This window comes from Streptomyces sp. NBC_00572, from assembly GCF_026341815.1.
GTDB lineage: Bacteria > Actinomycetota > Actinomycetes > Streptomycetales > Streptomycetaceae > Streptomyces.
Window position 1 is genome coordinate 735,874 of sequence record NZ_JAPENX010000001.1, and the last position, 26,057, is coordinate 761,930.

Consider the following 26,057-nt stretch of genomic DNA (forward strand, 5'->3'; position numbering starts at 1 on the left):
ATGGTCAGCAAGCCGCCGGTCGGCGACCCGGTCCAGGACGCACCGCAGGTCACGCCGCCGCAGCACGCCGCCGCCGGGCTGCCCGCCATCGGGCACACCCTGCGGATCGCCCAGGAGCAGATGGGGCTGCGGCGCACCGCGCGGACCCTGCTCAAGGTCAACCAGAAGGGCGGCTTCGACTGTCCCGGCTGCGCCTGGCCCGAGGAGGACAAGCGGCATGTCGCCGAGTTCTGCGAGAACGGGGCGAAGGCGGTCGCCGAGGAGGCGACGCTGCGCCGGGTGACCCCGGAGTTCTTCGCCGCGCACCCGCTGGCGGACCTGACGACCCGCAGCGGGTACTGGCTGGGCCAGCAGGGCCGGATCACCGAGCCGATGCTGCTTCCGGAGGGCGGCGACCGGTACGAGCCGGTGAGCTGGGAGCGGGCCTTCGCGATCATCGCCGAGGAGCTCCGGGCGCTCGCCTCCCCCGACGAGGCGCTCTTCTACACCTCGGGGCGGACGAGCAACGAGGCGGCGTTCCTCTTCCAGCTCTTCGCGCGCGAGTTCGGTACGAACAACCTGCCGGACTGTTCCAACATGTGCCACGAGTCCTCGGGTTCGGCGCTGACGGAGACCATCGGCATCGGCAAGGGCAGTGTCTCGTTGGAGGACCTGCACCGGGCCGACCTGATCATCGTGGCGGGGCAGAACCCGGGCACGAACCACCCGCGCATGCTGTCGGCCCTGGAGAAGGCCAAGGCGGGCGGCGCGCGGATCATCTCGGTCAATCCGCTGCCCGAGGCGGGCCTGGAGCGGTTCAAGAACCCGCAGACCCCGCAGGGCATGCTCAAGGGCGCCGCGCTCAACGACCTCTTCCTCCAGATCCGGATCGGCGGCGACCAGGCACTCTTCCGGCTCCTCAACAAGCTGGTCCTGGAGACGGCCGGGGCGGTCGACGAGGAGTTCGTACGCGAACACACCCACGGTTACGAGGAGTTCGTGGCGGCGGCCAAGGAGGCCGACTGGGACGAGACGCTGGCCGCGACCGGACTGGACCGGGCGGAGATCGAGCGGGTCCTGGAGATGGTGCTCGCCTCGGAGCGGACCGTCGTGTGCTGGGCGATGGGCCTCACCCAGCACAAGCACTCGGTGCCGACGATCCGCGAGGTCGTCAACTTCCTCCTGCTGCGCGGCAACATCGGCCGGCCGGGCGCCGGGGTCTGCCCGGTGCGCGGCCATTCGAACGTGCAGGGCGACCGCACGATGGGCATCTTCGAGCGCCCCGCGGCCGCCTTCCTCGACGCCCTGGACAAGGAGTTCGGGATCGTCTCGCCGCGCCACCACGGCTTCGACGTGGTCCGGTCCATCCAGGCGCTGCGGGACGGCGAGGCGAAGGTGTTCTTCGCGATGGGCGGCAACTTCGTGGGGGCGACGCCCGACACGGAGGTGACGGAGGCGGCGATGCGCCGTGCCCGGCTGACCGTCCACGTCTCGACGAAGCTGAACCGCTCGCACGCGGTCACGGGCACGCGCGCGTTGATCCTGCCCACCCTGGGGCGTACCGACAAGGACGTGCAGGCGAGCGGCAAGCAGTTCGTGACGGTCGAGGACTCGATGAGCCTGGTGCACGCCTCGCGGGGCAATCTGCCGCCCGCGAGCCCGCACCTGCTGTCCGAGCCGGCGATCGTGGCGCGGATGGCCCGCGCCGTCCTGGGCCACGGATCGGCCACGCCCTGGGAGGAGTTCGAGGCCGACTACGCCACGATCCGGGACCGCATCGCGCGCGTGGTGCCCGGTTTCGAGGACTTCAACGCCCGTCTGGCGGCGAACGCGGGCGGCTTCCGGCTGCCGCACGGACCGCGCGACGAGCGCCGCTTCCCGACGAAGACCGGCAAGGCCAATTTCACGGCGGCGCCGGTGGAGTACCCGAGGGTGCCGGAGGGCCGGCTGCTGCTCCAGACGCTGCGCTCGCACGACCAGTACAACACCACGATCTACGGCCTGGACGACCGCTACCGGGGCATCAAGGGGGGCCGCCGGGTCGTCCTGGTCCATCCCGAGGACGCCGCCGCTCTGGGCTTCGCCGACGGGGCGTACGCGGATCTGGTGAGCGAGTGGACGGACGGCAGCGAGCGGCGGGCGCCCGGCTTCCGGGTGGTGCACTACCCGACCTCCCGGGGCTGCGCCGCGGCCTACTACCCGGAGACGAACGTGCTGGTGCCGCTGGAGTCGACGGCGGACGTCAGCAACACCCCCGCGAGCAAGTCCGTGATCGTCCGTCTGGAAGAATCCGCCTCCGCCTAAGCGTTTGCTCAGGCAGCTCAGGAAGACCAGCCGTACGAAGACGTACGAAACGAACGGAGCCGGGCATGGGTGAGCAGCAGCACGTGAAGTTCCCGCAGGAGGTCCTCGACGAGTACGCGGCGCTGGGCGTCGACCTCCCGGCGCTCTTCTCGGCCGGGCACCTGGGGAACCGGATGGGAGTCCAGATCCTCGAGGCCTCCGCCGAGCGGGTCGTCGGCACCATGCCGGTGGAGGGCAACACCCAGCCGTACGGTCTGCTGCACGGCGGCGCGTCGGCCGTGCTCGCGGAGACGCTGGGCTCGATCGGCTCGATGCTGCACGGCGGGGTGTCGAAGATCGCGGTGGGCGTCGACCTGAACTGCACCCATCACCGCGGGGTGCGCAGCGGCCTGGTGACCGGTGTGGCGACGCCGGTGCACCGCGGGCGGTCGACCGCCACGTACGAGATCGTGATCACCGACGAGCAGGACAAGCGGGTCTGCACGGCGCGGCTGACGTGTCTGCTGCGTGAGGTCACCGCGAAGGACGCGTCCAGCATTCCGGACACCCGGAACGCCTGAGCGGTGACACAGGCGGTCTGACCAGCGACGCACGACCAAGGGGCGGCACCTACGGGTGCCGCCCCTTCGGCGTTCCCGAGCGGCTCTCCACCCCCGTTTTCGTCACGCTGTGTCACATGCACAAGATGTGGCACATACCGAAGCGGAGGGGCCGGTTCGTCCGCTCAGGTTTCTGCCGTTGTCCGATATCCGGAGAGTCCGCTGAGCGGACCGTCAGTACCAAGAATCGCTCAAGCCCCTTAGCGGAACTGCGCGTTCTCACTATGTGAACACCGCATTACAGACCCCTATGTCCTGGTATTCCCAGGCGACGCGCACACTCTTCCCTCGTCGGCATAACAAGACAGTCACATCCTGTCCTCGGCGCTCCCCGACCCTCCCCACCTGCGCTTAGAGTCACCGCCAGTCACCGCGCCGCCGGGCGCGTTCTACTGCACGGCCCTGTACCAACTCCAGTACGGCCCGGCGTTCCAAAACGGCACCCCTCGCTCCGCAGCTTCACGGCACCGCCTCATCCGAGGGGGCCGCGCCAGGGAAAGGACCCTTCGTGCGAAACCGTTCGATGCTCATACTCACCACCGCGGTCACCGCGGGAGCACTCACCCTCACCGCCTGTGGTTCGCGCGACGACAAGGGTGGCGCCGCCGAGAACGGTGACGGCGGCAACGTCACCGTCACCATCGGTCTCGACGCGCCCCTCACGGGCGAGCTGTCGGCCCTCGGCCTCGGCATCAAGAACTCGGCCGACCTGGCGGTCAAGACGGCCAACAAGAAGTCCTACGTCAAGGGCGTCACCTTCAAGCTGGAGTCCCTGGACGACCAGGCCCAGCCCTCCGCCGGTCAGCAGAACGCGACCAAGTTCGTCGCCGACAAGGGCGTCATCGGCGTCGTCGGCCCGCTGAACTCCTCGGTCTCCGAGTCGATGCAGAAGGTCTTCGACGACGCGAAGCTGGTGCAGGTCTCCCCGGCCAACACCAACCCGTCCCTGAGCCAGGGCGTCAACTGGAGCACCGGCGACAAGAAGCGCGGCTACAAGTCGTACTTCCGTACCGCCACCACGGACGCCATCCAGGGCCCGTTCGCCGCCCAGTACGTCTTCAACGAGGCCAAGAAGACCAAGGCCTTCATCATCGACGACAAGAAGACCTACGGCGCCGGCCTCGCGGGCACCTTCAAGGGCGAGTTCGAGAAGCTCGGCGGCAAGGTCCTCGGCACCGAGCACATCAACCCGGACACCAAGGACTTCTCCGCGGTCGCCACCAAGGTGAAGAGCTCCGGCGCCGACGTCGTCTACTACGGTGGCGAGTACCCGGCCGCCGGCCCGCTGGCCAAGCAGATCAAGGAAGCCGGCGCGAAGGTCGTCGTCGTCGGTGGCGACGCGATCTACAGCCCCGAGTACGTGAAGCTCGGTGGCGCCGCCGCGACCAACGGCGACATCGCCACCTCCGTCGGCGCACCGATCGAGTCCCTCGCCTCGGCCAAGGAGTTCCTGGCCGACTACAAGACCGGTGGCTACAAGGAGGCCTACGAGGCCTACGGCGGCTACGCCTACGACTCGACCTGGGCGATCATCGAGGCCGTCAAGAAGGCCACCGAGGCCAACGGCGGCAAGGTCCCCGAGCGCGCCAAGGTCGTCGAGGCCATGCAGGGCGTCTCCTTCGAGGGCGTGACCGGTTCGGTCGCCTTCGACGAGTTCGGTGACACCACCAACAAGCAGCTGACGGTCTACAAGGTCGAGGGCGGCGCCTTCAAGCCGGTCAAGTCCGGCACCTTCGGCGGCTGATCAACCCCACCACTCAGCACCACCTTCACCGCGCGGGGGGCCGCACCTGGCTCCCCGCGCGGTGTCACATCCGTCGAAAGTCTCGGAGGACAATGCGGTGAACGAACTGCCGCAGCAGCTGGTCAACGGCCTGCTACTGGGATCCATGTACGGGCTCGTCGCCGTCGGCTACACGATGGTCTACGGCATCGTCCAGCTCATCAACTTCGCCCATGGCGAGATCTTCATGACCGGCGGCTTCGGGGCGCTCACGGTCTGGCTCATCCTGCCCGCCGGCACCACCATGTGGGTCGCACTGCCCCTCATGATCATCGGTGCCATTCTCGTCGCGACGACGATAGCCGTCGGCGCGGAACGGCTCGCGTACCGTCCGCTCCGCGGCGGCCCACGCCTCGCCCCCCTCATCACCGCCATCGGTCTCTCGCTCGCCCTCCAGCAGGCCGTCTGGTCCCTGTACCCGGAGGCGAAGTCCGCCCGGACCTTCCCGCAGATCCCCGGCGGCCCGATCGAGCTCGGCCCGGTCACCATCCAGACCGGCGACGTCTTCCTCCTGATCGCCGCCCCGATCTGCATGGCCTTCCTCGCCTTCTTCGTCATGCGCACCCGCACCGGTCGCGGCATGCAGGCCACGGCGCAGGACCCGGACACCGCGAAGCTCATGGGCGTCAACACCGACCGGATCATCGTGATCGCGTTCGCCCTCGGTGCCGCGATGGCCGCCGTCGGCGCCGTCGCCTACGGCCTCAAGTACGGCGTCGTCGACTACAAGATGGGCTTCCTCCTCGGACTCAAGGCCTTCACGGCCGCCGTCCTCGGCGGTATCGGCAACATCTACGGAGCCATGATCGGCGGAGTCGTCCTCGGTATCGCCGAGACCATGGCGACGGCGTACATCAGCCACATCCCCGGTATGGAGCAGCTCGGCGGCCAGTCCTGGGCCGACGTCTGGGCCTTCGTACTCCTCATCGTCGTACTCCTCGCCCGGCCACAAGGCCTCCTCGGCGAGCGCGTCGCGGACAGGGCGTGAGCACCATGACCACCATCTCCGAGAACTCCAAGGCAGCCGCGGCCCCCGCACCGGCCGAGGCGACCGGTCTCATCGACCTCATACCGGCCAAGATCGCCCGCGCCCTCACCCTGGGCGCCGGTGTCCTCACCGTCGCCAGCTGCTTCCTCGCCTGGACCTGGACCCCCAGCTTCCCCGGCGACCTCACCTTCTACGGCTCCCCGGCCGGCCTCCAGATGCAGGTCCTGGTCACCGGTGTCCTCACCACCCTCTTCGCCCTCTCCACGTACGGCGTCAAGGGCACCCGCTGGCTGACCCCGGCCGGCGGCGACGCGGCCCTCAAGCTCGCCGCCATCGCCAACTTCGCCATCGTCTGGTTCACCGTCGGCGCGATCAGCATCACGCTCGGCGGCCCGATCAACCTGGAGCCGGGCGGCGCGGTCGTCGCGGTCGCCGGCCTGCTCGGCCTCCTCGGCGCCCTCGCCCTCCCCTTCGAGCGGCCGAAGCAACTGCCCGTGGACCCCGAGGACACCGGCTGGGACCAGTTCAAGCACAACTTCGGCAACGGCTGGGACACCTTCAAGGCCGCCTTCGCCACCGGCCCCGTGCGCAAACTGCCCGCGATGCACTCGTCCGTCGAGATCCTGATCATCACCGGCATCCTCGCCGTGGCACTCGGCGTCTTCACCTACGGTGTCGGCACCGAGTACGACGAACTGTTCCTCGGCTTCCTGATCACGACCGGCATCGGCTTCGCCGCGCTCAACAAGTCGGGCCTCATGGCGCAGGCCACGCAGCTCACCAGCAAGCACCAGAACCTCAGCATCGCCGGTGCGTTCACCGCCGCCGCCCTCTTCCCGTTCACCCAGACCGACGACCAGTACGCGACGCTCGGCGTCTACATCCTGATCTTCGCCACGGTCGCCCTGGGCCTGAACATCGTCGTCGGCCTCGCCGGTCTCCTCGACCTCGGTTACGTCGCCTTCCTCGGCGTCGGCGCCTACGCGGCCGCCCTCGTCTCGGGCGCCCCGACCTCCCCGTTCGGCGTGCACTTCCCCTTCTGGGCAGCGGTCCTGGTCGGCGCGGCAGCGTCCCTGGTCTTCGGTGTCCTCATCGGTGCCCCGACCCTGCGGCTGCGCGGCGACTACCTCGCCATCGTCACCCTCGGTTTCGGTGAGATCTTCCGTATCGCGGTGAACAACACCGACGGCACCTCCGGCCCCGACATCACCAACGGTTCCAACGGCATCGCGTCCATTCCGAACCTGAGCATCTTCGGCTTCGACTTCGGCGCCGAGCACGCCATCGCCGGGTTCACCATCGGCCGCTTCGCGAACTACTTCTTCCTGATGCTGCTGATCATGGCGGTCGTCGTGCTGGTCTTCCGGCGCAGCGGCGACTCCCGTATCGGCCGCGCCTGGGTCGCCATCCGCGAGGACGAGACCGCCGCGCTCGCCATGGGCATCAACGGCTTCCGGGTCAAGCTCATCGCCTTCGCGCTCGGCGCCTCGCTCGCCGGTCTCGCCGGCACCGTGCAGGCCCACGTCACCTACACGGTCACCCCGGAGCAGTACCTCTTCGCCGGGCCGATCCCGCCCAACTCCGCCTTCCTGCTCGCGGCCGTCGTCCTCGGCGGCATGGGCACGATGAGCGGTCCGCTGGTCGGCGCCTCGCTGCTCTTCCTCATCCCGAACAAGCTCCAGTTCATGGGCGAGTTCCAGCTCCTCGCCTTCGGCGTCGCGCTGATCCTGCTCATGCGCTTCCGCCCGGAGGGCATGATCGCCAACCGGCGCAACCAGCTGGAGTTCCACGAGAAGGACGAGACGCCCGCCACGCTCGCCAAGGCAGGTGCCTGAACCATGACGACCACCACGAAGACCGCCGACGCCACCACCGCGCCGGCCACCGGCGAGACCGTGCTCGACGCGCGCGGGGTCACCATGCGCTTCGGCGGCCTCACCGCCGTGCGCGATGTGAACCTGACCGTCAACAGCGGCGAGATCGTCGGTCTGATCGGCCCCAACGGCGCCGGCAAGACCACCTTCTTCAACTGCCTCACCGGCCTCTACGTCCCCACCGAGGGTGAGGTCCGGTACAAGGGCAAGGTCCTGCCGCCCACGTCCTACAAGGTCACCGACGCCGGCATCGCCCGCACCTTCCAGAACATCCGCCTCTTCCACAACATGACCGTCCTGGAGAACGTCCTCGTCGGACGCCACACCCGGATGAAGCAGGGCCTCTGGTCGGCGCTGCTCCGTCTTCCCGGGTTCAGGAAGGCCGAGGCGGAGGCCTCGAAGCGGGCCATGGAGCTCCTGGAGTTCATCGGCCTCCAGGACAAGGCGCAGCACCTCGCCAAGAACCTCCCGTACGGAGAGCAGCGCAAGCTGGAGATCGCCCGCGCCCTCGCGAGCGACCCCGGTCTGATCCTGCTCGACGAGCCCACCGCCGGCATGAACCCGCAGGAGACGCGGGCGGCGGAGGAACTCATCTTCGCCATCCGGGACATGGGCATCGCCGTGCTCGTCATCGAGCACGACATGCGGTTCATCTTCAACCTCTGCGACCGGGTCGCCGTGCTCGTCCAGGGGCAGAAGCTGATCGAAGGCGACAGCCAGACCGTCCAGAGCGACGAGCGGGTCATCGCCGCGTACCTGGGCGAGCCCGTCGCGGACGACGCACCGGCGGAGGAAGCTCCCGTGGAGGAGGCCCCCGCCAAGGACGCGCTGTCCAAGGAGGCGCCCGCCGAGGCGGCTCCGGCGAAGGACGCTCCGGCGAAGGAGGTTCCGTCCGAGGACGAGGCCGACGAGGCCTCCGAGGACGAGGCTTCCGACGACGAGGCCTCCGACGACGCGCCTTCGGACGACGCCCCGGAGGCCCCCGAGGCCTCCGACGACGAGACGCCGGCTGCCGAGGAGACCTCCTCGGAGGACACCACGCAAGACCCCGGTTCGGGCAAGGAGAACGACGCATGACCGCACTGCTCGAAGTCGAGGACCTGCGCGTCGCCTACGGAAAGATCGAGGCCGTCAAGGGCATCTCCTTCTCCGTCGACGCCGGTGAGGTCGTCACCCTCATCGGCACCAACGGCGCCGGGAAGACCACCACCCTGCGAACCCTCTCCGGGCTCCTCAAGCCGGTCGGCGGCCAGATCAAGTTCGAGGGCAAGTCCCTCCGCAAGATCCCCGCGCACAAGATCGTCTCGCTGGGCCTGGCCCACTCCCCCGAGGGCCGGCACATCTTCCCCCGGATGACGATCGAGGAGAACCTCCTCCTCGGCGCCTTCCTCCGGAAGGACACCGCCGGCATCGCCAAGGACGTCCAGCGCGCCTACGACCTCTTCCCGATCCTGGGCGAGCGTCGCAAGCAGGCGGCCGGCACGCTCTCCGGCGGTGAGCAGCAGATGCTCGCCATGGGCCGGGCGTTGATGTCCCAGCCGAAGCTGCTCATGCTCGACGAGCCCTCGATGGGTCTCTCGCCGATCATGATGCAGAAGATCATGGCGACCATCGCCGAGCTGAAGGCCCAGGGCACCACGATCCTGCTCGTCGAGCAGAACGCCCAGGCCGCGCTCGCCCTCGCGGACCACGGTCACGTGATGGAGATCGGCAAGGTCGTGCTCTCGGGCACCGGCCAGAACCTGCTCCACGACGAGTCCGTCCGCAAGGCGTACCTCGGCGAGGACTGACCCACCCGGTCACCCAGGACAGAAGGCCCGCCCCACAGTGACGTGGGGCGGGCCTTCTTCGTACGTGTACGGCGGCGGGCGGGGCTACTGGCCCTTGGCCGCCTTCTTCTCCTCGGCGTCCTCGATGACGGCCTCGGCGACCTGCTGCATCGACATGCGGCGGTCCATCGAGGTCTTCTGGATCCAGCGGAACGCGGCCGGCTCCGTCAGCCCGTACTGGGTCTGGAGGATGGACTTGGCGCGGTCCACCAGCTTGCGGGTCTCCAGGCGCTGGGAGAGGTCCGCGATCTCCAGCTCCAGGGCGCGCAGCTCGGCGAAGCGGGAGACGGCCATCTCGATGGCCGGCACGACGTCGCTCTTGCTGAACGGCTTCACCAGGTACGCCATGGCGCCGGCGTCCCGGGCCCGCTCGACGAGCTCGCGCTGCGAGAAGGCGGTGAGCATGAGAACCGGGGCGATGGACTCGCCGGCGATCTTCTCGGCGGCCGAGATGCCGTCGAGGACGGGCATCTTCACGTCGAGGATGACGAGGTCGGGGCGGTGCTCGCGGGCGAGCTCGACGGCGGTGGCACCGTCACCGGCCTCGCCGACGACCGTGTAGCCCTCTTCCTCCAGCATCTCTTTGAGGTCGAGGCGGATGAGGGCCTCGTCCTCGGCGATGACGACGCGGGTCGTCAGCGGCGGGACGTGCGACGCGTCGGCGTCGTCGGGCTGGGGCGACTCGGGGGCGGTCACGGGGGCTCCTCGTTCAAGGCCTCTTCCAGGCGGATACAGCTCACCAAGAGCCTACCTAGCTGCGGTAAGGTGGACGCGCAGAGGGTCAGAGAGAACCTTTGATTCTGCGGGCCCCGGTAGCCCAATTGGCAGCAGGCAGTGGATTCAAAACCCACACAGTGTCGGTTCGAGTCCGACCCGGGGCACTTTTCCTTCGATTCGAAGGCCGACGACTGGTCAGCACTCGTCACCCACACGCATGAAGCTTGATGGTCTACACCATGCTGTCGGGGCGAAGCAGCCACGATCGACCGTATGTACGACATCGACACGCGCAAGCAGGCGCTGGCCCTCGTCGCCCAAGGCAGAAGCCTCAATTCAGTCAGCAAGGAGACAGGGATCTCCCGCGCCTCCCTCCGCAGTTGGCGTGAGCGCCTCGAACCTCGCACCCGGGGGTTCGCGCCCTGTGTACGGTGCCGTTCACTGCCGGGCCCACCTGATGCAGCGGAGATGTACGCCCACCTCCTCGGGCTCTACCTCGGCGACGGATACATCAGTCAGCCCCGACAACACCGTGTGGCGAGCCTGCGGATCACCCTCGACGACGCCTGGCCCGGCGTGCAGCAGGAGGCTCACACCTCCTTACGTGCGGTGTTTCCCGACAACGCGGTCTGCTGGGCCCCGAAGGCGGGTGCCATGACCTCAAGGTGTACTCCAAGCACCTCGAATGCCTCTTCCCACAGCACGGGCCCGGCAAGAAGCACGAGCGTCGCATCGCCCTCCAAGCCTGGCAGCAGGAGATCGTCGACGTGCATCCGTGGCACTTCATTCGGGGACTGATCCACTCCGACGGGAGCCGGATCACGAACTGGACGACCCGGCTCATCGGCGGCGAGCGGAAGCGGTACGAGTACCCCCGCTACTTCTTCACCAACTCGTCCGCCGACATCATCGGGCTCTTCACCGACGCCCTCGACCGCGTGGGCGTCGACTGGAAGCCCACGAACCAGTCGCGCACCGCGCAGAACATCTCCGTCGCCCGCAAAGCCTCCGTCGCGCTCATGGACCTTCACGTAGGTCCCAAACACTGACTACGTCAGCGACTCCCCGATGTGGTGCACCCGCACCAGGTTCGTCGAGCCCGCGACCCCCGGCGGGGAACCGGCCGTGATGACCACGATGTCGCCGGGCCGGCAGCGGCCGATCCGCAGCAGTTCCTCGTCGACCTGGGCCACCATCGCGTCCGTCGAGTCGACGTGCGGGCCGAGGAAGGTCTCGACGCCCCAGGTGAGGTTGAGCTGGGAACGCGTCGCCGGGTCCGGGGTGAAGGCCAGGAGGGGGATCGGCGAGCGGTAGCGGGAGAGCCGCTTGACCGTGTCGCCGGACTGCGTGAAGGCGACGAGGAACTTGGCGCCGAGGAAGTCACCCATCTCAGCGGCCGCGCGGGCCACCGCGCCGCCCTGGGTACGGGGCTTGTTCCGCTCGGTCAGCGGCGGCAGGCCCTTGCCGAGGACGTCCTCCTCCGCGGCCTCGACGATGCGGCTCATGGTGCGGACGGTCTCGATCGGGTAGCGGCCGACGCTGGTCTCGCCGGAGAGCATCACGGCGTCGGTGCCGTCGATGACCGCGTTCGCCACGTCGCTCGCCTCGGCGCGCGTGGGGCGGGAGTTGTCGATCATCGAGTCGAGCATCTGGGTGGCGACGATGACCGGCTTGGCGTTCCGCTTGGCCAGCTTCACGGCGCGCTTCTGGACGATCGGTACCTGCTCCAGGGGCATCTCGACGCCCAGGTCGCCGCGGGCGACCATGATGCCGTCGAAGGCGGCGACGATCTCCTCGATGTTCTCGACGGCCTGCGGCTTCTCGATCTTGGCGATGACGGGCAGTCGGTGCCCTTCCTCGTCCATGATCCGGTGGACGTCGACGATGTCCTGGGCGCTGCGGACGAAGGAGAGGGCGATGACGTCCGCGCCGATGCGCAGCGCCCAGCGGAGGTCCTCGATGTCCTTCTCGGAGAGGGCGGGGACGGAGACGGCGACGCCGGGCAGGTTGAGGCCCTTGTTGTCGGAGACCATGCCGCCCTCGATGACCAGGGTGTTCACCCGGGGTCCGTCGACGGAGGTGACCTCCAGGGTGACGCGGCCGTCGTCGACGAGGATGCGCTCGCCGGCGGTGACGTCGGCGGCGAGGCCGGAGTAGGTCGTGCCGCAGGAGTGGCGGTCGCCCTCCGTCGGCTCGACGGTGATGGTGAACTCGTCGCCGCGTTCAAGGAGTACGGGGCCTTCACGGAAGCGGCCGAGGCGAATCTTCGGGCCTTGAAGGTCGGCGAGGACACCGACACTGCGGCCGGTCTCGTCGGAGGCCTTGCGTACGCGCTGGTAGCGCTCCTCGTGTTCGACGTACGAGCCGTGGCTGAGATTGAGGCGGGCCACGTCCATTCCGGCCTCGATCAACGCCTTGATCTGGTCGTATGTTTCGGTGGCGGGCCCAAGGGTACAAACGATTTTCGCTCGGCGCATGAGTCGAGCCTAGGCCTTACCCACCAGTAGCGAGTTGGCGGGACATGACTACTCAACAACCTTTCCGTGAAAGGCTGTTGACAAGTCTTGAATCTGTGCGCCGGGGTGCTCCGATGAGCGATTTTCGCGCCGCTGCGCTGCCTGTCTCAGAGTGCGGGCGGTCGCATCGTGAAGCGTGCGACCACCTCCGCGGTGACCGTCTGACGCTGCGGTTCGAGGTCGAGCGGCGGGGCGTCCGCGACGCCCTCCGCCGAGTACGCCACCGCCGCCGAGCCGAAGACGGCCCGCCTCGGCCTCAGCGGGTCCGCGTCCCCCGCGTCCGACAGTTCGAGGAGTGAGTCGAGCGAGGTGCCGAGCGCCTCGGCGTACGCCCGTGCCCGTGCCACCGCCTCCGTCACCGCGAGCCGGCGCGCCTCCGCGTACGAAGGGGAGGCCGGGCGCAGGCTCCACCACGGCCCGTCGACGCTCGTCAGCTCCAGGTCGGCGAGCCGGGTCACCAGCTCCCCCAGCACGGTGAAGTCGGTCAGTTCGGCCGTGACCCGCACCCGCCCGTGGAAGGCGTGCACCCGCTCCCCCCGCCCCTTGCGGGTGAGCTCGGGGGAGATGGAGAAGCTGCCCGTCTCCAGCTTCTCCACCGCGGATCCCTGCGCCTTGACCAGGTCGAGTACCAGGGCGTTGCGCCGGGTCAGGTCGGCCAGCGTCGCCGAGCGGTCGGGTCCCCGGGCGGAGACGGCCACCCAGATCCGGGCGAGCTCCGGGTCGACCTCCAGCCGCCCCTCCCCACGGACTGTCACCTGGGGTGCTTCCGGGGTCGCGTGTTCCTGCGTCACGTCCTGACTCCTCCGTGTTCGGTAACGATCGTCCACCGAACACTTTCCCACTCCGTAACCCGAAAGGTCTGTTGCCGACGTGCCGTCTGAGCCAGAATCTACGCGCGTTGTGCGCCACGGTCGGCGCCGACGGCACAGAACCACAAGGGGAGAAAACACATGCCGCTGAACCGCAGGACGTTCCTGGAGCGCTCGGCCGCCGCCGGGGCCGGAGTGGCCGTCGCCGGAGCCGTCGCCGTTCCCGCCGAGGCCCACGGCCACGGCCGCCCGCGTCCGCAGAAGCGGTACTCCTTCACCGTGATGGGCACCACCGACCTGCACGGCAACGTCTTCAACTGGGACTACTTCACGGACAAGGAGTTCGACGACAAGGCCCACAACGACGTCGGCCTCGCCAAGATCTCCACCCTGGTCGACCAGGTCCGCGAGGAGAAGGGCCGCCGCAACACCCTCCTCATCGACGCCGGTGACACCATCCAGGGCACCCAGCTGTCGTACTACTACGCCAAGATCGACCCGATCACCGCCCGCCGCGGCCCGGTCCACCCGATGGCCCAGGCCATGAACGCCATCGGCTACGACGCCGCCGCGCTCGGCAACCACGAGTTCAACTACGGCATCCCGGTGCTGCGCAAGTTCGAGGAGCAGTGCGACTTCCCGCTGCTCGGCGCCAACGCGCTCGACGCCAAGACCCTGCGTCCGGCCTTCGCCCCGTACAGCATGCACCGGCTGCGCACCCCGCACGGCAAGGACGTCAAGGTCGCGATACTCGGCCTGACCAACCCCGGCATCGCCATCTGGGACAAGGCGAACGTCAGCGGCAAGATGGTCTTCCCGGGTCTTGAGGAGCAGGCCGCGAAGTGGGTGCCCAGGCTGCGCTCGATGGGCGCGGACGTGGTCGTCGTCTCGGCGCACTCCGGCTCCAGCGGCACCTCCTCGTACGGTGACCAGCTCCCCCACATCGAGAACGCCGCCGGGCTCGTCGCCGAGCAGGTGCCGGGCATCGACGCGATCCTCGTCGGCCACGCGCACACCGAGATCCCCGAGTACCGGGTGAAGAACAAGGAGACCGGCAAGGACGTCGTTCTGTCCGAGCCGCTGAAGTGGGGCCAGCGCCTCACCCTGTTCGACTTCGACCTGGTGTGGGAGAAGGGCTGCTGGAGCGTCGAGAAGGTCGCCGCGCAGGTCCTCAACTCCAACACGGTGGCGGAGGACCCGGAGATCACCGGGTTGCTCGGCGATGAGCACAAGAAGGTCGTCGCGTACGTCAACCAGATCATCGGTACCTCCACCGCCGCCATGACCACGGCCGACGCGCCGTGGAAGGACGAGCCGATCATCGACCTGATCAACGTGGTCCAGGCCGAGACCGTGAAGGCGGCCCTCGCGGGCGGCGCCCACGGGGCCCTGCCGGTCCTCTCGCAGGCCTCCTGCTTCTCCCGTACGGCCCGCATCCCGGCCGGGCAGGTCTCCATCAAGGACGCCGCCGGTCTGTACCCCTTCGAGAACACCCTGGAGGCCCGTCTGATGACGGGCGCCCAGCTGAAGGACTACCTGGAGTACTCGGCGAAGTACTACGTCCAGACCCCGGCGGGCGCTCCGGTCGACACCGCGAAGCTGACCAACGCGGACAACACCCCGGACTACAACTACGACGCCGTCTCCGGGCTCACGTACGACATCGACATCGCCAAGCCGGCCGGTTCCCGGATCGTGAACCTGTTCTTCGAGGGCAAGCCGCTGGACCCGGCGGCGAAGTTCGTCCTCGCGGTCAACAACTACCGGGCGAGCGGCGGCGGCGCGTTCCCGCACGTCGCGGGCGCCCAGCAGCTGTGGGCCAACTCGGACGAGATCCGCAACACGATCATCCAGTGGGTGCAGGCGAAGGGGACGGTCGACCCGTCCCTGTTCGCCTCGGTGGACTGGAAGCTGACCCGGGACGGCGTTCCGGTGTTCTAGGGCCTGTCCGAGGACCCGCTAGACGATCTGTGTGAGAGGCGTCAGCTTCTGGCCCTGGGCCGGGATGCTCGGCGCCTCTCGTGTCTCCAGACCGAAACTGGTGAACGCCGTCCGGCGGGGCAGCGGGTACGGCTCCTTGCCGCTGATCGAGTTGAGGATCGTCGCGCTCCGCCAGGCGGCGAGGCCCAGGTCGGGGGCGCCGACGCCATGGGTGTGCTTCTCGGCGTTCTGTACGTGGACGGCGCCGGTCACGGACGGGTCGAGGACCAGCCGGTAGTGCTCGTCGACCCTGGGGCGGCCGGCCGAGTCGTGGCGCAGATACGGGTCGAGACCGGCGAGCATCCGGTCCACCGGGCGCTCCCGGTAGCCGGTCGCGAGGACGACCGCGTCGGTGGTGAGCCGGGAGCGGCTGCCCTGCTGGAGGTGTTCCAGGTGCAGCTCCACCTGGGTGGTGGCGACCCGGCCTGCCGTACGGACCCGGACGCCGGGGGTGATGACGGCGTCGGGCCAGCCGCCGTGCAGGGTGCGGCGGTACAGCTCGTCGTGGATGGCCGCGATGGTGTCGGCGTCGATGCCCTTGTGCAGCTGCCACTGGCGGGGCACGAGTTCACCGCGTACCGGCTCGGGCAGGGAGTGGAAGTAGCGGGTGTAGTCGGGGGTGAAGTGCTCCAGTCCCAGCTTGGAGTACTCCATCGGTGCGAAGGCCTCGCTGCGGGCCAGCCAGTGGATCTGCTCGGCTCCGGCGGGACGGGCCCGGAGCAGGTCGAGGAAGACCTCGGCGCCGGACTGGCCGGAGCCGATGACGGTCACGTGCCCGGCGGCGAGGAGCGTCTCGCGGTGCGCGAGATAGTCGGCGGAATGGAAGACGGGAACGCCGGGGGCGTCGGCGAGCGGCTTGAGCGGCTCGGGGACGTACGGCTCGGTGCCGACTCCGAGGACGACGTTGCGGGTGTACGCGCGGCCCAGCGCCTCGGCCTCGCCCTCCGGGTCGATCTGGGTGAAGTCGACCTCGAACAGGCGCCGCTCGGGGTTCCAGCGGACCGAGTCGACCTGGTGACCGAAGTGCAGACCGGGGAGCTGCTCGCTGACCCAGCGGCAGTAGGCGTCGTACTCGGCGCGCTGGATGTGGAACTTCTCGGCGAAGTAGAAGGGGAAGAGGCGCTCACGGCTCTTCAGATAGTTGAGGAAGGTCCAGGGGCTGGCCGGGTCGGCCAGGGTCACCAGGTCGGCGAGGAACGGGACCTGGAGGGTGGCGCCCTCGATGAGGAGACCCGGGTGCCAGTGGAAGGCCGGTTTCTGCTCGAAGAAGGAGGCGGCGAGCCCGCCGGGGACGCCGTGCGCGAGTGCGGCGAGCGAGAGGTTGAAGGGGCCGATGCCGACGCCCACCAGATCGTGGGGCTGATCGAGGTCCTGCTGAGGGGTGCTGCCGGTCATCGCTGCGCGCTGCCTTCCACGAGGGTGATGAGCTGAGCCAGGTCGCCGGGGGTGGCGTGGGGGTTGAGCAGGGTGGCCTTGAGCCAGAGGCGGCCGTCGGCCTCGGCGCGGCCGAGGACGGCACGGCCCTCGGCGAGGAGGGTGCGGCGGATCGCGGCGACGGTCCCGTCGTCGGCGCCGCTCGGCCGGAACAGGACCGTGGTGAGGGTCGGCCGGGCCCGCAGATCGAGCCCCGGCGTCTTCTCCACCAGATCGGCCAGGTCCCGGGCCCGGTCCATACAGGCGTCGACGAGCGCGCCGAGGCCGGTGCGGCCCAGGGCCCGGAGGGTGACGGCGGTCTTGAGGACGTCGGGACGGCGGGTGGTGCGCAGCGAGCGGCCCAGGAGGTCGGGGAGGCCCGCCTCGGTGTCGTCGTCGGCGTTGAGGTAGTCGGCGGTGTGACCGAGGGCGGCGAGGTCGGCGGCCTCTCGGACGGCGAGGAGCCCGGCGGCGGCCGGCTGCCAGCCCAGCTTGTGCAGATCGACGGTGACGGTACGGGCCCGGGCCAGACCGTCCAGGAGGGGGCGGTGGGTGCGGCTGAAGAGGAGCGGGCCGCCGTAGGCCGCGTCGACGTGGAGCTCGGCGTCGTGCGCCGCGCAGACGTCCGCGAGGGCCGGGATCGGGTCGATGAGGCCCTCGTCGGTGGTGCCGGCGGTGACGGCGACCACGACCGGGCCGGTGAGGGTGGTCAGTGCCTCGTGGAGCGCGGCCGGGTCGAGGGTGCCGCTGGGGGTGGGCACCACGACCGGCTCGGGGAGGCCGAGGAGCCAGGCGGCGCGCCGGAAGGAGTGGTGGGCGTTCGCGCCGACGACGGTACGGACCGGGCCGAGGCGCTCCCTCGCGAGCAGCAGGGCGAGCTGGTTGGACTCGGTGCCGCCGGTGGTGACGAGCGCGTCGGGGGCGGCGGCGCCCGGATACACCTCGGTGGCGAGCGCGGCCGTGACCAGGGCTTCCAGGGCGGAGGCGGCGGGGGCCTGGTCCCAGGAGTCCATGGACGGGTTCAGGGCGGAGGCGGCAAGATCCGCGGCGGCGGCGAGGGCGAGGGGTGGGGTGTGGAGGTGGGCGGCGCAGAGGGGGTGGGCGGGGTCGGCGGCGCCGGCGGCCAGTGCCCGGACGATGGTGGCCAGCGCCTCGTCCGCGCCGGTGCCGGTCTCGGGGAGCGCGGTGCCGAGTGCGCCGACGCGGCGGGCCACCGCTTCCGGGCCGCCGGCGGGGAGGGGGCCGCCGCGCTCCTTCGCCCCCGCGCGAAGTGCGTCGAGGACGGTATCGAGGAGGGGGCCGAGGGCATCGGGGCCGGGGGCGCCTCCGGCGAGGGGTGGGGGTTCGGCACGCATGGACGACAGAGTGCCGGGGGTTGTCGGGGTATGTCCGGGGAGTGGGTCGTTGTGACCCGAACGGGTTACCTGGGCCGGCGGGTGCGGCCCGGCCGGTGTGCTACCGGCCGGGCTCGGGCCCGAAGGGTGCAGCGGGGTCTGTCTGGGGTCTGTCGAAACACCCCCTAGGTGTATTGACCCGCGTGACAACGCTGCAGGTCAGTACACCTAGGCCGTACGGGCCTTCAGGGCTCGGCGGAGGTCGTCCAGTTGGTCCACCAGTTTGCGGTGGAGGGCCGGGGTCATCTCGTCGGTCGTCAGGTGGTGGTCGCCCAGGGTCAGGGAGTCGGGGTCGATCGCGTACGACGGGAAGGCGTAGCGGCCGGCGGCTTCGGCCATCGCGGCGCCGCGGCGGGCGGCCAGGGCGATGGCCGCCGGGTAGAAGCGGGGGACGTACTCGCGTACGAGGTCCGACTGCTCCGGCTGCCAGAAGCCCTGGGCGGTGGCGGTGAAGAGGTAGTTGGAGAGGTCGTCCGTGTCGAAGAGGGCCGACCAGGCCGCCGCCTTCGCCTCGGCGGTGGGGAGGGAGGCCCGGCAGCGGGCCGCGCCCTCCTGGCCGGTGGCGCTCGGGTCCCGCTCCAGTTCGGCGGCGATCGTGGGCTCGTCGGTGGCGCCGAGGACGGCGAGGCGGGCCAGGATGCGCCAGCGCAGTTCCGGGTCGAGTTCGGGGCCGCCGTGGACGGTGCCCTCGTCGAGCCAGGAGGCGATCTTGTCGGGGGTGGAGGCGCTGTCGATGAACGCGCGGACGGCGGTGAGGCGCAGACCGGGCGCGTCGCCGTCCTCGGTGCGGCGCAGCAGCGCGCGGGCGATCTCGCCGATGGTGGCGAGGGCGGCGGGCCGCTCGTCCTCGGTGACGTACCGGTCGGCGATCTGGGCGCGGGCGAAGCCGAGGACGCCCTGGACGAGGGCGAGTTCGTTCTCCTCGGCGAGGTGCGCGAGGGCGATCTCCAGGTACGCGCGGGGGGCGAGGTCGCCGTCGCGGACCATGTCGCGGAGCGCGTTCCAGATGACGGCGCGGGTCAGTGCGTCGGGGATGCGGGAGAGGCCGCGCAGGGCGGACTCCGCGGACACGTCGTCGAAGCGGAGCTTGGCGTAGGTGAGGTCCTCGTCGTTGAGGACGACGAGGGCGGGGCGCGGGCCGGTGAGCTCGGCGGGCTCGGCCTGGGGCACGTCGAGTTCGCGGCGCTCGCGCAGGACGAGGTCGCCGGAGGGGTCGCGGTCGTAGAGGCCGGCGGAGATCCGGTGCGGGCGGCTTCCGTCGCGGTCGATCGCGAGCTTCCAGTGGAGGCCCTCGCCGGTGAGGGCGGGGGTGAGGGTGTCGACGCCGGTGGTGCGGAGCCACTGGTCGGCCCAGGCGTGGACGTCGCGTTCGGTGGCGGCGGCGAGGTTGTCGATGAAGTCGGCGAGGGTGGCGTTGCCGAACTTGTGGCGCTTGAAGTGGATGTTGATGCCGGCGAGGAAGTCCTTCTCGCCGAGCCAGCTGACGAGCTGGCGGAGGGCGGAGGCGCCCTTGGCGTAGGAGATGCCGTCGAAGTTGAGGAGGGCGGAGGCGGTGTCGGGGACGGACTCCGGGTCGGGGGCGACGGGGTGGGTGGAGGGCCGCTGGTCGGCCTCGTACCCCCAGGCCTTCCGGGTGACGCCGAAGTCGACCCAGGTGTCGGGGAAGAGGTCGGCGCAGGCCTCGTTGACGGTCTGGAAGCCCATGTACTCGGCGAAGGACTCGTTCAGCCAGATGTCGTCCCACCAGCGGAGGGTGACGAGGTCGCCGAACCACATGTGGGCCATCTCGTGGGCGATGACCATGGCCCGGGTCTGCCGCTCGGTGACGGTGACGGCGGAGCGGAAGACGAACTCGTCGCGGAAGGTGACGAGGCCGGGGTTCTCCATGGCGCCCGCGTTGAACTCGGGAACGAAGGCCTGGTCGTAGGAGTCGAAGGGGTACGGCTCCTCGAACTTCTCGTGGAAGCGGTCGTAGCAGGCCTTGGTGACGGCGAGGATCTCGTCGGCGTCGGCGTCGAGGTGGGCGGCGAGGGAGCGGCGGCAGTGGATGCCGAAGGGGAGCCCGGCGTGCTCGGTGCGGATCGAGTGCCAGGGTCCGGCGGCGACGCAGACGAAGTAGGTGGAGAGCGGCGGGGTGGGGGCGGCCTTCCAGCGGCCGTCGGGCTGCTGCTCGGTGATGCCGTTGGCGAGGACGGTCCAGCCCTCGGGGGCCGTGACGGACACCTCGAAGGCGGCCTTCAGGTCGGGCTGGTCGAAGGCGGCGAAGACGCGCTGGACGTCCTCCATGAAGAGCTGGGTGTAGACGTACGACTCGCCGTCGCTGGGGTCCGTGAACCGGTGCATGCCCTCGCCGGTACGGGAGTACCGCATGGTGGCGACGATCCGCAGGACGTGCTCGCCCGCGGCGAGGCGCAGCGGCAGCCGGTTCCCTTCGAGGGTGGTGAGGTCGAGCGGCTCGTCGTCCAGGAGGGCGGAGTGCAGGGTTTCGGGCTTCAGCTCGACGAAGGTGTCCCCGGCGGTGCGGGCGGTGAACCTGACGAGGCTGGTGGACTCGAAGGTCTCGTCGCCGGTGGTGAGGTCGAGGTCCACGCTGTAGTGCTGGACATCGAGGAGCTGGGCACGGGTCTGCGCTTCGTCGCGCGTCAGTACGGACATGGCCCTATGCTGCCCGATGCCTTCGGCGTCGGGCAGGGGTGGTGGCGACAAGACTCCGCTGGTGGGGGCGGGACACTCTCTGCCGGGCTCAGGCGAGTCCGGAGCCGTCCAGGTGGGCGAAGGCGGCGGTGATGCGGGGGCGGTCGTAGCCGGCCGGGCCGGCCGCGCCGCTGGACAGCAGGGTGTGGAGCAGGATCCGGGCCTTGGCCGGGTCGAGGGCGCCGGCCGGGATCAGTCCGTGGTGCAGCAGGTCGTACTCGGATCCGGGGCCGCGGTAGGTGTCGGAGAGGGTCGCGCCGCCGCCGGTACGGGAGGCGAGGACGACCGGGATGCGGCGGGCGATCTCGGCGAGCGGTTCGACGAGCCAGGCGGGGGCGTGTCCGGCGCCGAAGGCGGCGACGACGAGGCCCTGGAAGCGGTGGTCGACGGCGTCGAGGAGTTCGCCGCGGTCGCCCAGGGAGAGGGTCACCAGGGCCACCCGTACGTCGGGGTCGAGCTTCAGCGGGCAGTACGCGGCGGGGACGGCGGGGCGGAGCAGGATGCGGGGCTCGCCCTCGACGACCGTGCCGAGCCGTCCGGCGCCGGGTGAGGCGAAGGTGGCGACGGAGGTGGTGTGGGTCTTGCGGACGAGCCGGGCCGCGTGGATCTCGTCGGCGAGGACGACGAGGACGCCGAGGTCGCGGCAGGCCGGGTCGGCGGCGACGGCGAGTGCGGCGGCCAGGTTGGCGGGGCCGTCGGCGCCGGGCAGGTCGGGGCGGCGCATGGCGCCGGTGACGACGATCGGCCGCTCGGTGGTGCAGAGCAGGTCGAGGAGGAAGGCGGTCTCCTCCAGGGTGTCGGTGCCCTGGACGACGACCACGCCGGAGCCGGCGGCGACGGTGGCGCGGACCTCTGCGGCGAGCGCGGCGAGGTCCGCGTGGGTGAGGGTGGAGCTGGGGACGCGGCGGAAGTCGTTCAGGACGACGTCGTGGTCCCCGCCGAGCTCGGCCAGGACCTCCTGGCCGGTCATCCGGGCCGCGTCGCCGCCGCGTGCGGAGATGGTCCCTCCGAGGGTGAACACCGTGACGCGGGCCATCAGCGTGCTCCGTCCGCAATCGTCTCGTGGTGGCGGATGACCTCGGCGATGATGAAGTTCAGGAGTTTCTCCGCGAAGGCCGGGTCCAGTTTGGCGTTCCCGGCGAGTTCCCGCAGCCGGGCGATCTGGCGGGCCTCGCGGGCGGGGTCGGCGGGCGGCAGCTGGTGCCGGGCCTTGAGGACGCCGACCTGCTGGGTGCACTTGAAGCGCTCGGCGAGCATGTGCACGACCGCCGCGTCGATGTTGTCGATGCTTTCGCGCAGCCGGGTCAGCTCGGCCCGTACGGACTCCGGCTGAGACGGGGGCGGGGACGGGGTGGGCTGCTGGGGGCCGGTGGACTCGCTCATGATCTGCGAGCTTAGACGGATCTCGGGAGGATCGTGGGCGGGTGTTCGGGATCCGGAACGGTGTTGCTCCAGCCGCCGTGCACCGACCGTCCCTGCTGCTCGCGGAAGCGGATGGGGGCGGTGCCGACCCGGCGGGTGAACAGCCGGGAGAAGTAGGCCGGGTCGTCGTAGCCGACCCGGCGGGCGACGGCGGCGACGGGCAGTTCGGTGGCGGCGAGGAGTTCCTTGGCCCGGCCGAGGCGCACGGTGAGCAGGTAGTCCTTGGGGCTGCACCCGGCGGCCCGGCGGACGGCCGTGCGCAGCTCGGCGGCGGTCATGCCGTGCCGGGCGGCGTGTTCGGCGACGGAGAGCGGCTGGAAGGCGTCGCGGGCGAGGGCGGCGAGTACGGGGTCGCCGTCGGCGTTGGTGTCGGCGCGGGCCCGGCGCAGGGCGACGAGCAGTTCGTGGACGGCGGCGCCGGTCTCGACTTCCAGGAGGGGGTTGCCGGGGCGGGCGGCGCGGGCGATCCGGCTGATGGCGGCGCGGGCGGGGGCGGCGTCGGCGAGGGGGACGACGGGCCGGTCGGGTTCTATGTAGCCGAGTTCGGTGTAGGTGGTGGTGGCGGGTCCGGTGAAGTCGACGAAGGCCTCGTCCCAGCCGGTGCCGGGGTCGGCGCCGTAGTGGTGGGGGGTGCCGGGGGTCAGCCAGAGCAGGGCGGGGGCGGTGACGGTGGTGCGGCGCCCGTCGGCGCCCCGGTACCAGCCGCTGCCGGCGGAGACGACGACGGCCACGTGGTGGTCGAGGGTGCGGGGCCCGACGGTGGGCAGGGTGCCGTGCTGGAGTCCGACGCCGAGACAGACGAGGCCGAGGCGATGGTGGACGGGGCTGGGCGTGAAGTAGCGCATCCAGGTGTGGTACATGCGGTGGTGCCCCTCCCTCGGGCCCGTCCGGCGCCATCGGGGTCGGATGGGACGGGCAGGCCCTAACGTCCAAACTGCGACGATCTTTGTCCATGGACCGGTTCGCCGCCAGAGGGTGAGGGTGAGGCCATGAGCACGTTCGCTGTGGGTGACGAGGACTTTCTGCTCGACGGGCGGCCGGTGCGGCTCCTGTCGGGGGCGCTGCACTACTTCCGGGTGCACGAGGAGCAGTGGGAGCACCGGCTCGGGATGCTGCGCGCGATGGGCCTCAACTGTGTCGAGACGTACGTCCCCTGGAATCTGCACGAGCCGGAGCCGGGCCGGTACGCGGACGTGGACGCCCTCGGCCGGTTCCTGGACGCGGTGGCGCGGGCCGGGATGTGGGCGATCGTGCGCCCGGGGCCGTACATCTGCGCCGAGTGGGAGAACGGTGGCCTGCCGCACTGGCTGACCGGCCCGCTCGGGCGGCGGGTGCGGACGCTCGACCCGGAGTTCCTGGCGCCCGTGGAGGACTGGTTCCGGCGGCTGCTGCCGCAGGTGGTGGAGCGGCAGATCGACCGGGGCGGGCCGGTGGTGCTGGTGCAGGTGGAGAACGAGTACGGGAGTTACGGCAGCGACCGGGCCTATCTGGAATGGGTGGCGGAGCTGTTGCGCGGCTGCGGGGTGAGCGTTCCGCTGTTCACCTCGGACGGTCCCGAGGACCACATGCTGACGGGCGGTTCGGTGCCGGGGGTGCTCGCCACGGCGAACTTCGGCTCGGGGGCGCGGGAGGGTTTCGCGACGCTGCGGCGCCACCAGCCGTCGGGGCCGCTGATGTGCATGGAGTTCTGGTGCGGCTGGTTCGACCACTGGGGCACGGAGCACGCGGTGCGGGACGCGGCGGACGCGGCGGAGGCGCTGCGGGAGATCCTGGAGTGCGGGGCCTCGGTCAACATCTACATGGCGCACGGGGGCACGAACTTCGGGGGCTGGGCGGGCGCGAACCGGGCCGGTGAGCTGCACGACGGGCCGGTGCGGGCGACGGTGACCTCGTACGACTACGACGCGCCGGTGGACGAGGCGGGGCGGCCGACGGAGAAGTTCCGGCGCTTCCGCGAGGTGCTCGCGAAGTACGCGGAGGGGCCTCTGCCGGAGGTCCCGGAGCCCCCGGCCGGGCTTGCGGGACCGGTTTCCGGCACCCTCGACGGGTGGGCTCCGCTGGAGACGGTCCTGGAGGTGCTCGGCGACGAGGAGGCGGTGACACCGGTGCCGCCGACCTTCGAGCAGCTCGGTGTGGACCGGGGCCTGGTCCGTTACCGGGTGGCGGTGCCGGGTCCGCGGCAGCCGTATCCGCTGGGGGTGACGGGGCTGCGGGACCGGGCGGTGGTGTGCGTCGACGGGGCCCCGGCGGGGGTGCTCGACACCACGGACGGGGAGAGCGTGTCCCTGCCCGGGCCGGTGGCGGGTCCGGCCGTGGTGGACCTGTGGGTCGAGTCGCTCGGCCGGGTCAACTACGGGCCTCGGCAGGCGGAGCCGAAGGGGATCACCGGTGGCGTGCGGCACGAGCGGCAGTATCTGCACGGGTTCCGGTCCCGGGCGCTGCGCCTGGACGCCTTCGAGGCGGCGGCGGTGGCGAAGGTGCCGTTCGGCGCCGGGCGCGGGGGCCGGGGGCTCCACCGGGGGACGCTCGACGTGACGGGCGCCGGGGACGCGATGCTGCGACTGCCGGGCGCGACCCGGGGCTTCGTGTGGGTGAACGGCTTCTGCCTGGGCCGGTACTGGCCGGCGGCCGGCCCGCAGGACGCCCTGTTCGTGCCGGGCCCGGTGCTCCGGGAGGGCGCGAACGAGGTGTGGGTCCTTGAGCTGGAGGGGGACGGGGACATGGGCGTCGAGCTCTGCGTCCTCTGAGGCTTCAGAACAAGAAACGCCCTAGGGCGGGAAGGTGCCCCGGAGCCGAGGCCGCTCCGGGGCACCAGTACGCGAGGTCCGTGACGGCTACAGCGTGGCCGCGGCGGACTTGATCGCGGAGGCGAAGGTCGAGACCTCCGTGTAGACGCCCGGGTAGCCGGCGCGGGCGCAGCCCTCGCCCCAGCTCACGATGCCGACCTGGACCCAGGCACCCGCGTTGTCCTTGCGGAACATCGGGCCGCCGGAGTCACCCTGGCAGGTGTCGACCCCGCCCTGGCTGTAGCCGGCGCAGATCTCCTCCGCCGGGACGAGGTCGCTGCCGTACGAGTTCTGGCAGGACGCGTCCGAGACGAACGGGACGGTCGCCTTGCGCAGGTAGCGCTGCTGGCCGCCGCCCTCAGTGGCGGCGCCCCAGCCGGCCACGGTGAAGGTGCCGCTGTTGTACGCCGTGGTCTCGGCGATCTTCAGGTTGGGCAGAGAGGTGATCGGGCTGGCGAGCTTGATCAGCGCCCAGTCCTTGCCCTTGCCGTTGTAGCCGGGGGCCTGGAGGACCTTGGTGGACTTGACCTTGATCGCGCTGCCGCTCTGCAGGTCCACGACTCCGGCGGTGGCGGTGATGCTGGTGTTGTTGCCGGAGCCGTTCACACAGTGGGCCGCGGTGAGGACGACCTGCGGGGTGATCAGGGAGCCGCCACAGCCCATGGAGAGCCGGACCATCCAGGGGAACTCGCCCTGGGCGGCACGGGTGCCTCCGACGACGGGGGCGGGGGCGGCGGAGGCCGTGGTGGGCTGGAGGCTGACGGCCGCCAGGACGACGGCGCCGGCCGCGGCCAGCTTCTGGAGCGCACGGACCATTCGGTTCTGCTTCACGTGTCTGCCTTCTCTCATGGGGGGTTGCCTCGACGAGCGATGACATGCGCCCGTCAAGTCATGTCCGGATTATCGACAACTCTCAACTGCCCCCACAAGGAAGCCTTTTCGGCCACGCCGCACCGGACCGTAAAATGAG

At 70.4% G+C, this 26,057-nt stretch carries 19 protein-coding genes, 1 tRNA gene and 1 pseudogene; 11 read left to right on the top strand and 10 right to left on the bottom strand.

Going from position 1 to position 26,057, the window contains the following annotated elements; genetic code table 11:
* From OG514_RS03425 to OG514_RS03455, 7 genes are all read left to right on the top strand, one after another.
* Positions 1 to 2,283, top strand: a complete 2,283-nt coding sequence (locus OG514_RS03425; RefSeq protein ID WP_266890674.1) for an FdhF/YdeP family oxidoreductase — start codon at positions 1 to 3, stop codon at positions 2,281 to 2,283.
* A gap of 65 nt (positions 2,284 to 2,348) precedes the next feature.
* Positions 2,349 to 2,843, top strand: coding sequence for a PaaI family thioesterase (locus OG514_RS03430; protein ID WP_266890676.1), 495 nt, complete (start codon positions 2,349 to 2,351; stop codon positions 2,841 to 2,843).
* Between the two features lie 547 nt (positions 2,844 to 3,390).
* On the top strand, positions 3,391 to 4,626 hold the full coding sequence (locus OG514_RS03435) for a branched-chain amino acid ABC transporter substrate-binding protein (RefSeq protein ID WP_266890678.1): 1,236 nt from the start codon (positions 3,391 to 3,393) through the stop codon (positions 4,624 to 4,626).
* Positions 4,627 to 4,723: 97 nt separating this feature from the next.
* A complete protein-coding gene (locus OG514_RS03440; protein WP_266890680.1) occupies positions 4,724 to 5,653 on the top strand; it encodes a branched-chain amino acid ABC transporter permease in 930 nt (309 codons plus the stop codon).
* A 5-nt stretch (positions 5,654 to 5,658) separates the two neighbouring features.
* Positions 5,659 to 7,488 carry a branched-chain amino acid ABC transporter permease gene (locus tag OG514_RS03445; protein ID WP_266890682.1) on the top strand — a complete coding sequence of 610 codons (1,830 nt, stop codon included), beginning with the start codon at positions 5,659 to 5,661 and terminating at the stop codon, positions 7,486 to 7,488.
* Between the two features lie 3 nt (positions 7,489 to 7,491).
* Entirely contained in the window at positions 7,492 to 8,604 is a 1,113-nt protein-coding gene (locus OG514_RS03450; RefSeq protein ID WP_266890684.1) for an ABC transporter ATP-binding protein, read from the top strand.
* On the top strand, positions 8,601 to 9,317 hold the full coding sequence (locus OG514_RS03455; protein WP_024757294.1) for an ABC transporter ATP-binding protein: 717 nt from the start codon (positions 8,601 to 8,603) through the stop codon (positions 9,315 to 9,317). Before OG514_RS03450 ends, OG514_RS03455 begins: the two co-directional genes overlap by 4 nt.
* Positions 9,318 to 9,401: 84 nt before the next feature.
* Here OG514_RS03455 and OG514_RS03460 read toward each other — a convergent pair whose 3' ends face one another.
* Positions 9,402 to 10,052, bottom strand: coding sequence for an ANTAR domain-containing response regulator (locus OG514_RS03460; protein WP_266890688.1), 651 nt, complete (start codon positions 10,050 to 10,052; stop codon positions 9,402 to 9,404).
* A gap of 110 nt (positions 10,053 to 10,162) precedes the next feature.
* Between OG514_RS03460 and OG514_RS03465 the strand changes: the two genes are divergently transcribed.
* Together OG514_RS03465 and OG514_RS03470 are read left to right on the top strand one after the other, a co-directional pair.
* A tRNA-Leu gene (locus OG514_RS03465) sits at positions 10,163 to 10,237 on the top strand.
* 109 nt (positions 10,238 to 10,346) lie between these two features.
* A pseudogene (locus tag OG514_RS03470) lies at positions 10,347 to 11,122 on the top strand (transcriptional regulator).
* On the opposite strand, the gene pyk reads toward OG514_RS03470, so the two are convergent.
* Both pyk and OG514_RS03480 read right to left on the bottom strand, forming a co-directional pair.
* Positions 11,123 to 12,550, bottom strand: coding sequence for a pyruvate kinase (pyk, locus tag OG514_RS03475; RefSeq protein ID WP_266890690.1), 1,428 nt, complete (start codon positions 12,548 to 12,550; stop codon positions 11,123 to 11,125).
* 146 nt (positions 12,551 to 12,696) lie between these two features.
* Positions 12,697 to 13,380, bottom strand: coding sequence for an SIMPL domain-containing protein (locus OG514_RS03480; RefSeq protein ID WP_266890692.1), 684 nt, complete (start codon positions 13,378 to 13,380; stop codon positions 12,697 to 12,699).
* A gap of 159 nt (positions 13,381 to 13,539) precedes the next feature.
* Between OG514_RS03480 and OG514_RS03485 the strand changes: the two genes are divergently transcribed.
* Positions 13,540 to 15,339, top strand: a complete 1,800-nt coding sequence (locus tag OG514_RS03485) for a bifunctional UDP-sugar hydrolase/5'-nucleotidase (protein ID WP_266890694.1) — start codon at positions 13,540 to 13,542, stop codon at positions 15,337 to 15,339.
* 18 nt (positions 15,340 to 15,357) lie between these two features.
* Here OG514_RS03485 and OG514_RS03490 read toward each other — a convergent pair whose 3' ends face one another.
* The 6 genes from OG514_RS03490 to OG514_RS03515 form a co-directional block, all read right to left on the bottom strand.
* Entirely contained in the window at positions 15,358 to 16,773 is a 1,416-nt protein-coding gene (locus tag OG514_RS03490) for a lysine N(6)-hydroxylase/L-ornithine N(5)-oxygenase family protein (protein ID WP_266890696.1), read from the bottom strand.
* Positions 16,770 to 18,146 carry an aminotransferase class V-fold PLP-dependent enzyme gene (locus OG514_RS03495; protein WP_266890698.1) on the bottom strand — a complete coding sequence of 459 codons (1,377 nt, stop codon included), beginning with the start codon at positions 18,144 to 18,146 and terminating at the stop codon, positions 16,770 to 16,772. Before OG514_RS03495 ends, OG514_RS03490 begins: the two co-directional genes overlap by 4 nt.
* A 207-nt stretch (positions 18,147 to 18,353) precedes the next feature.
* Entirely contained in the window at positions 18,354 to 20,840 is a 2,487-nt protein-coding gene (gene pepN / locus OG514_RS03500; protein ID WP_266890700.1) for an aminopeptidase N, read from the bottom strand.
* 88 nt (positions 20,841 to 20,928) lie between these two features.
* Positions 20,929 to 21,915: an asparaginase gene (locus OG514_RS03505; RefSeq protein ID WP_266890702.1), complete on the bottom strand. Its 987-nt coding sequence runs from the start codon at positions 21,913 to 21,915 to the stop codon at positions 20,929 to 20,931.
* Entirely contained in the window at positions 21,915 to 22,262 is a 348-nt protein-coding gene (locus OG514_RS03510; protein ID WP_266890704.1) for a chorismate mutase, read from the bottom strand. Before OG514_RS03510 ends, OG514_RS03505 begins: the two co-directional genes overlap by 1 nt.
* Before the next feature lie 11 nt (positions 22,263 to 22,273).
* Positions 22,274 to 23,161 (bottom strand): AraC family transcriptional regulator, encoded by an 888-nt coding sequence (locus OG514_RS03515; RefSeq protein ID WP_266890706.1) that lies wholly within the window; start codon positions 23,159 to 23,161, stop codon positions 22,274 to 22,276.
* Positions 23,162 to 23,290: 129 nt separating this feature from the next.
* Here OG514_RS03515 and OG514_RS03520 point away from each other — a divergent pair, with 129 nt between their 5' ends.
* Positions 23,291 to 25,048: a beta-galactosidase family protein gene (locus OG514_RS03520; RefSeq protein ID WP_266890708.1), complete on the top strand. Its 1,758-nt coding sequence runs from the start codon at positions 23,291 to 23,293 to the stop codon at positions 25,046 to 25,048.
* A gap of 87 nt (positions 25,049 to 25,135) precedes the next feature.
* Here the strand turns inward: OG514_RS03520 and OG514_RS03525 are convergent, their stop codons facing one another.
* Complete coding sequence (locus OG514_RS03525) at positions 25,136 to 25,903, bottom strand: trypsin-like serine protease (protein ID WP_266900738.1); 768 nt, start codon at positions 25,901 to 25,903, stop codon at positions 25,136 to 25,138.
* Positions 25,904 to 26,057 lie beyond the last annotated feature (154 nt).

Bases quoted from the DNA above. Each gene is read 5' to 3' on its own strand.
- OG514_RS03525 (WP_266900738.1), bottom strand. From the start codon at position 25,903: ATGGTCCGTGCGCTCCAGAAGCTGGCCGCGGCCGGCGCCGTCGTCCTG.
- OG514_RS03430 (WP_266890676.1), top strand. From the start codon at position 2,349: ATGGGTGAGCAGCAGCACGTGAAGTTCCCGCAGGAGGTCCTCGACGAG.
- OG514_RS03490 (WP_266890696.1), bottom strand. From the start codon at position 16,773: ATGACCGGCAGCACCCCTCAGCAGGACCTCGATCAGCCCCACGATCTG.
- OG514_RS03505 (WP_266890702.1), bottom strand. From the start codon at position 21,915: ATGGCCCGCGTCACGGTGTTCACCCTCGGAGGGACCATCTCCGCACGC.
- OG514_RS03450 (WP_266890684.1), top strand. From the start codon at position 7,492: ATGACGACCACCACGAAGACCGCCGACGCCACCACCGCGCCGGCCACC.
- OG514_RS03520 (WP_266890708.1), top strand. From the start codon at position 23,291: ATGAGCACGTTCGCTGTGGGTGACGAGGACTTTCTGCTCGACGGGCGG.
- OG514_RS03495 (WP_266890698.1), bottom strand. From the start codon at position 18,146: ATGCGTGCCGAACCCCCACCCCTCGCCGGAGGCGCCCCCGGCCCCGAT.
- OG514_RS03515 (WP_266890706.1), bottom strand. From the start codon at position 23,161: ATGTACCACACCTGGATGCGCTACTTCACGCCCAGCCCCGTCCACCAT.
- OG514_RS03455 (WP_024757294.1), top strand. From the start codon at position 8,601: ATGACCGCACTGCTCGAAGTCGAGGACCTGCGCGTCGCCTACGGAAAG.
- OG514_RS03425 (WP_266890674.1), top strand. From the start codon at position 1: ATGGTCAGCAAGCCGCCGGTCGGCGACCCGGTCCAGGACGCACCGCAG.
- OG514_RS03485 (WP_266890694.1), top strand. From the start codon at position 13,540: ATGCCGCTGAACCGCAGGACGTTCCTGGAGCGCTCGGCCGCCGCCGGG.
- pepN (WP_266890700.1), bottom strand. From the start codon at position 20,840: ATGTCCGTACTGACGCGCGACGAAGCGCAGACCCGTGCCCAGCTCCTC.
- pyk (WP_266890690.1), bottom strand. From the start codon at position 12,550: ATGCGCCGAGCGAAAATCGTTTGTACCCTTGGGCCCGCCACCGAAACA.
- OG514_RS03510 (WP_266890704.1), bottom strand. From the start codon at position 22,262: ATGAGCGAGTCCACCGGCCCCCAGCAGCCCACCCCGTCCCCGCCCCCG.
- OG514_RS03445 (WP_266890682.1), top strand. From the start codon at position 5,659: ATGACCACCATCTCCGAGAACTCCAAGGCAGCCGCGGCCCCCGCACCG.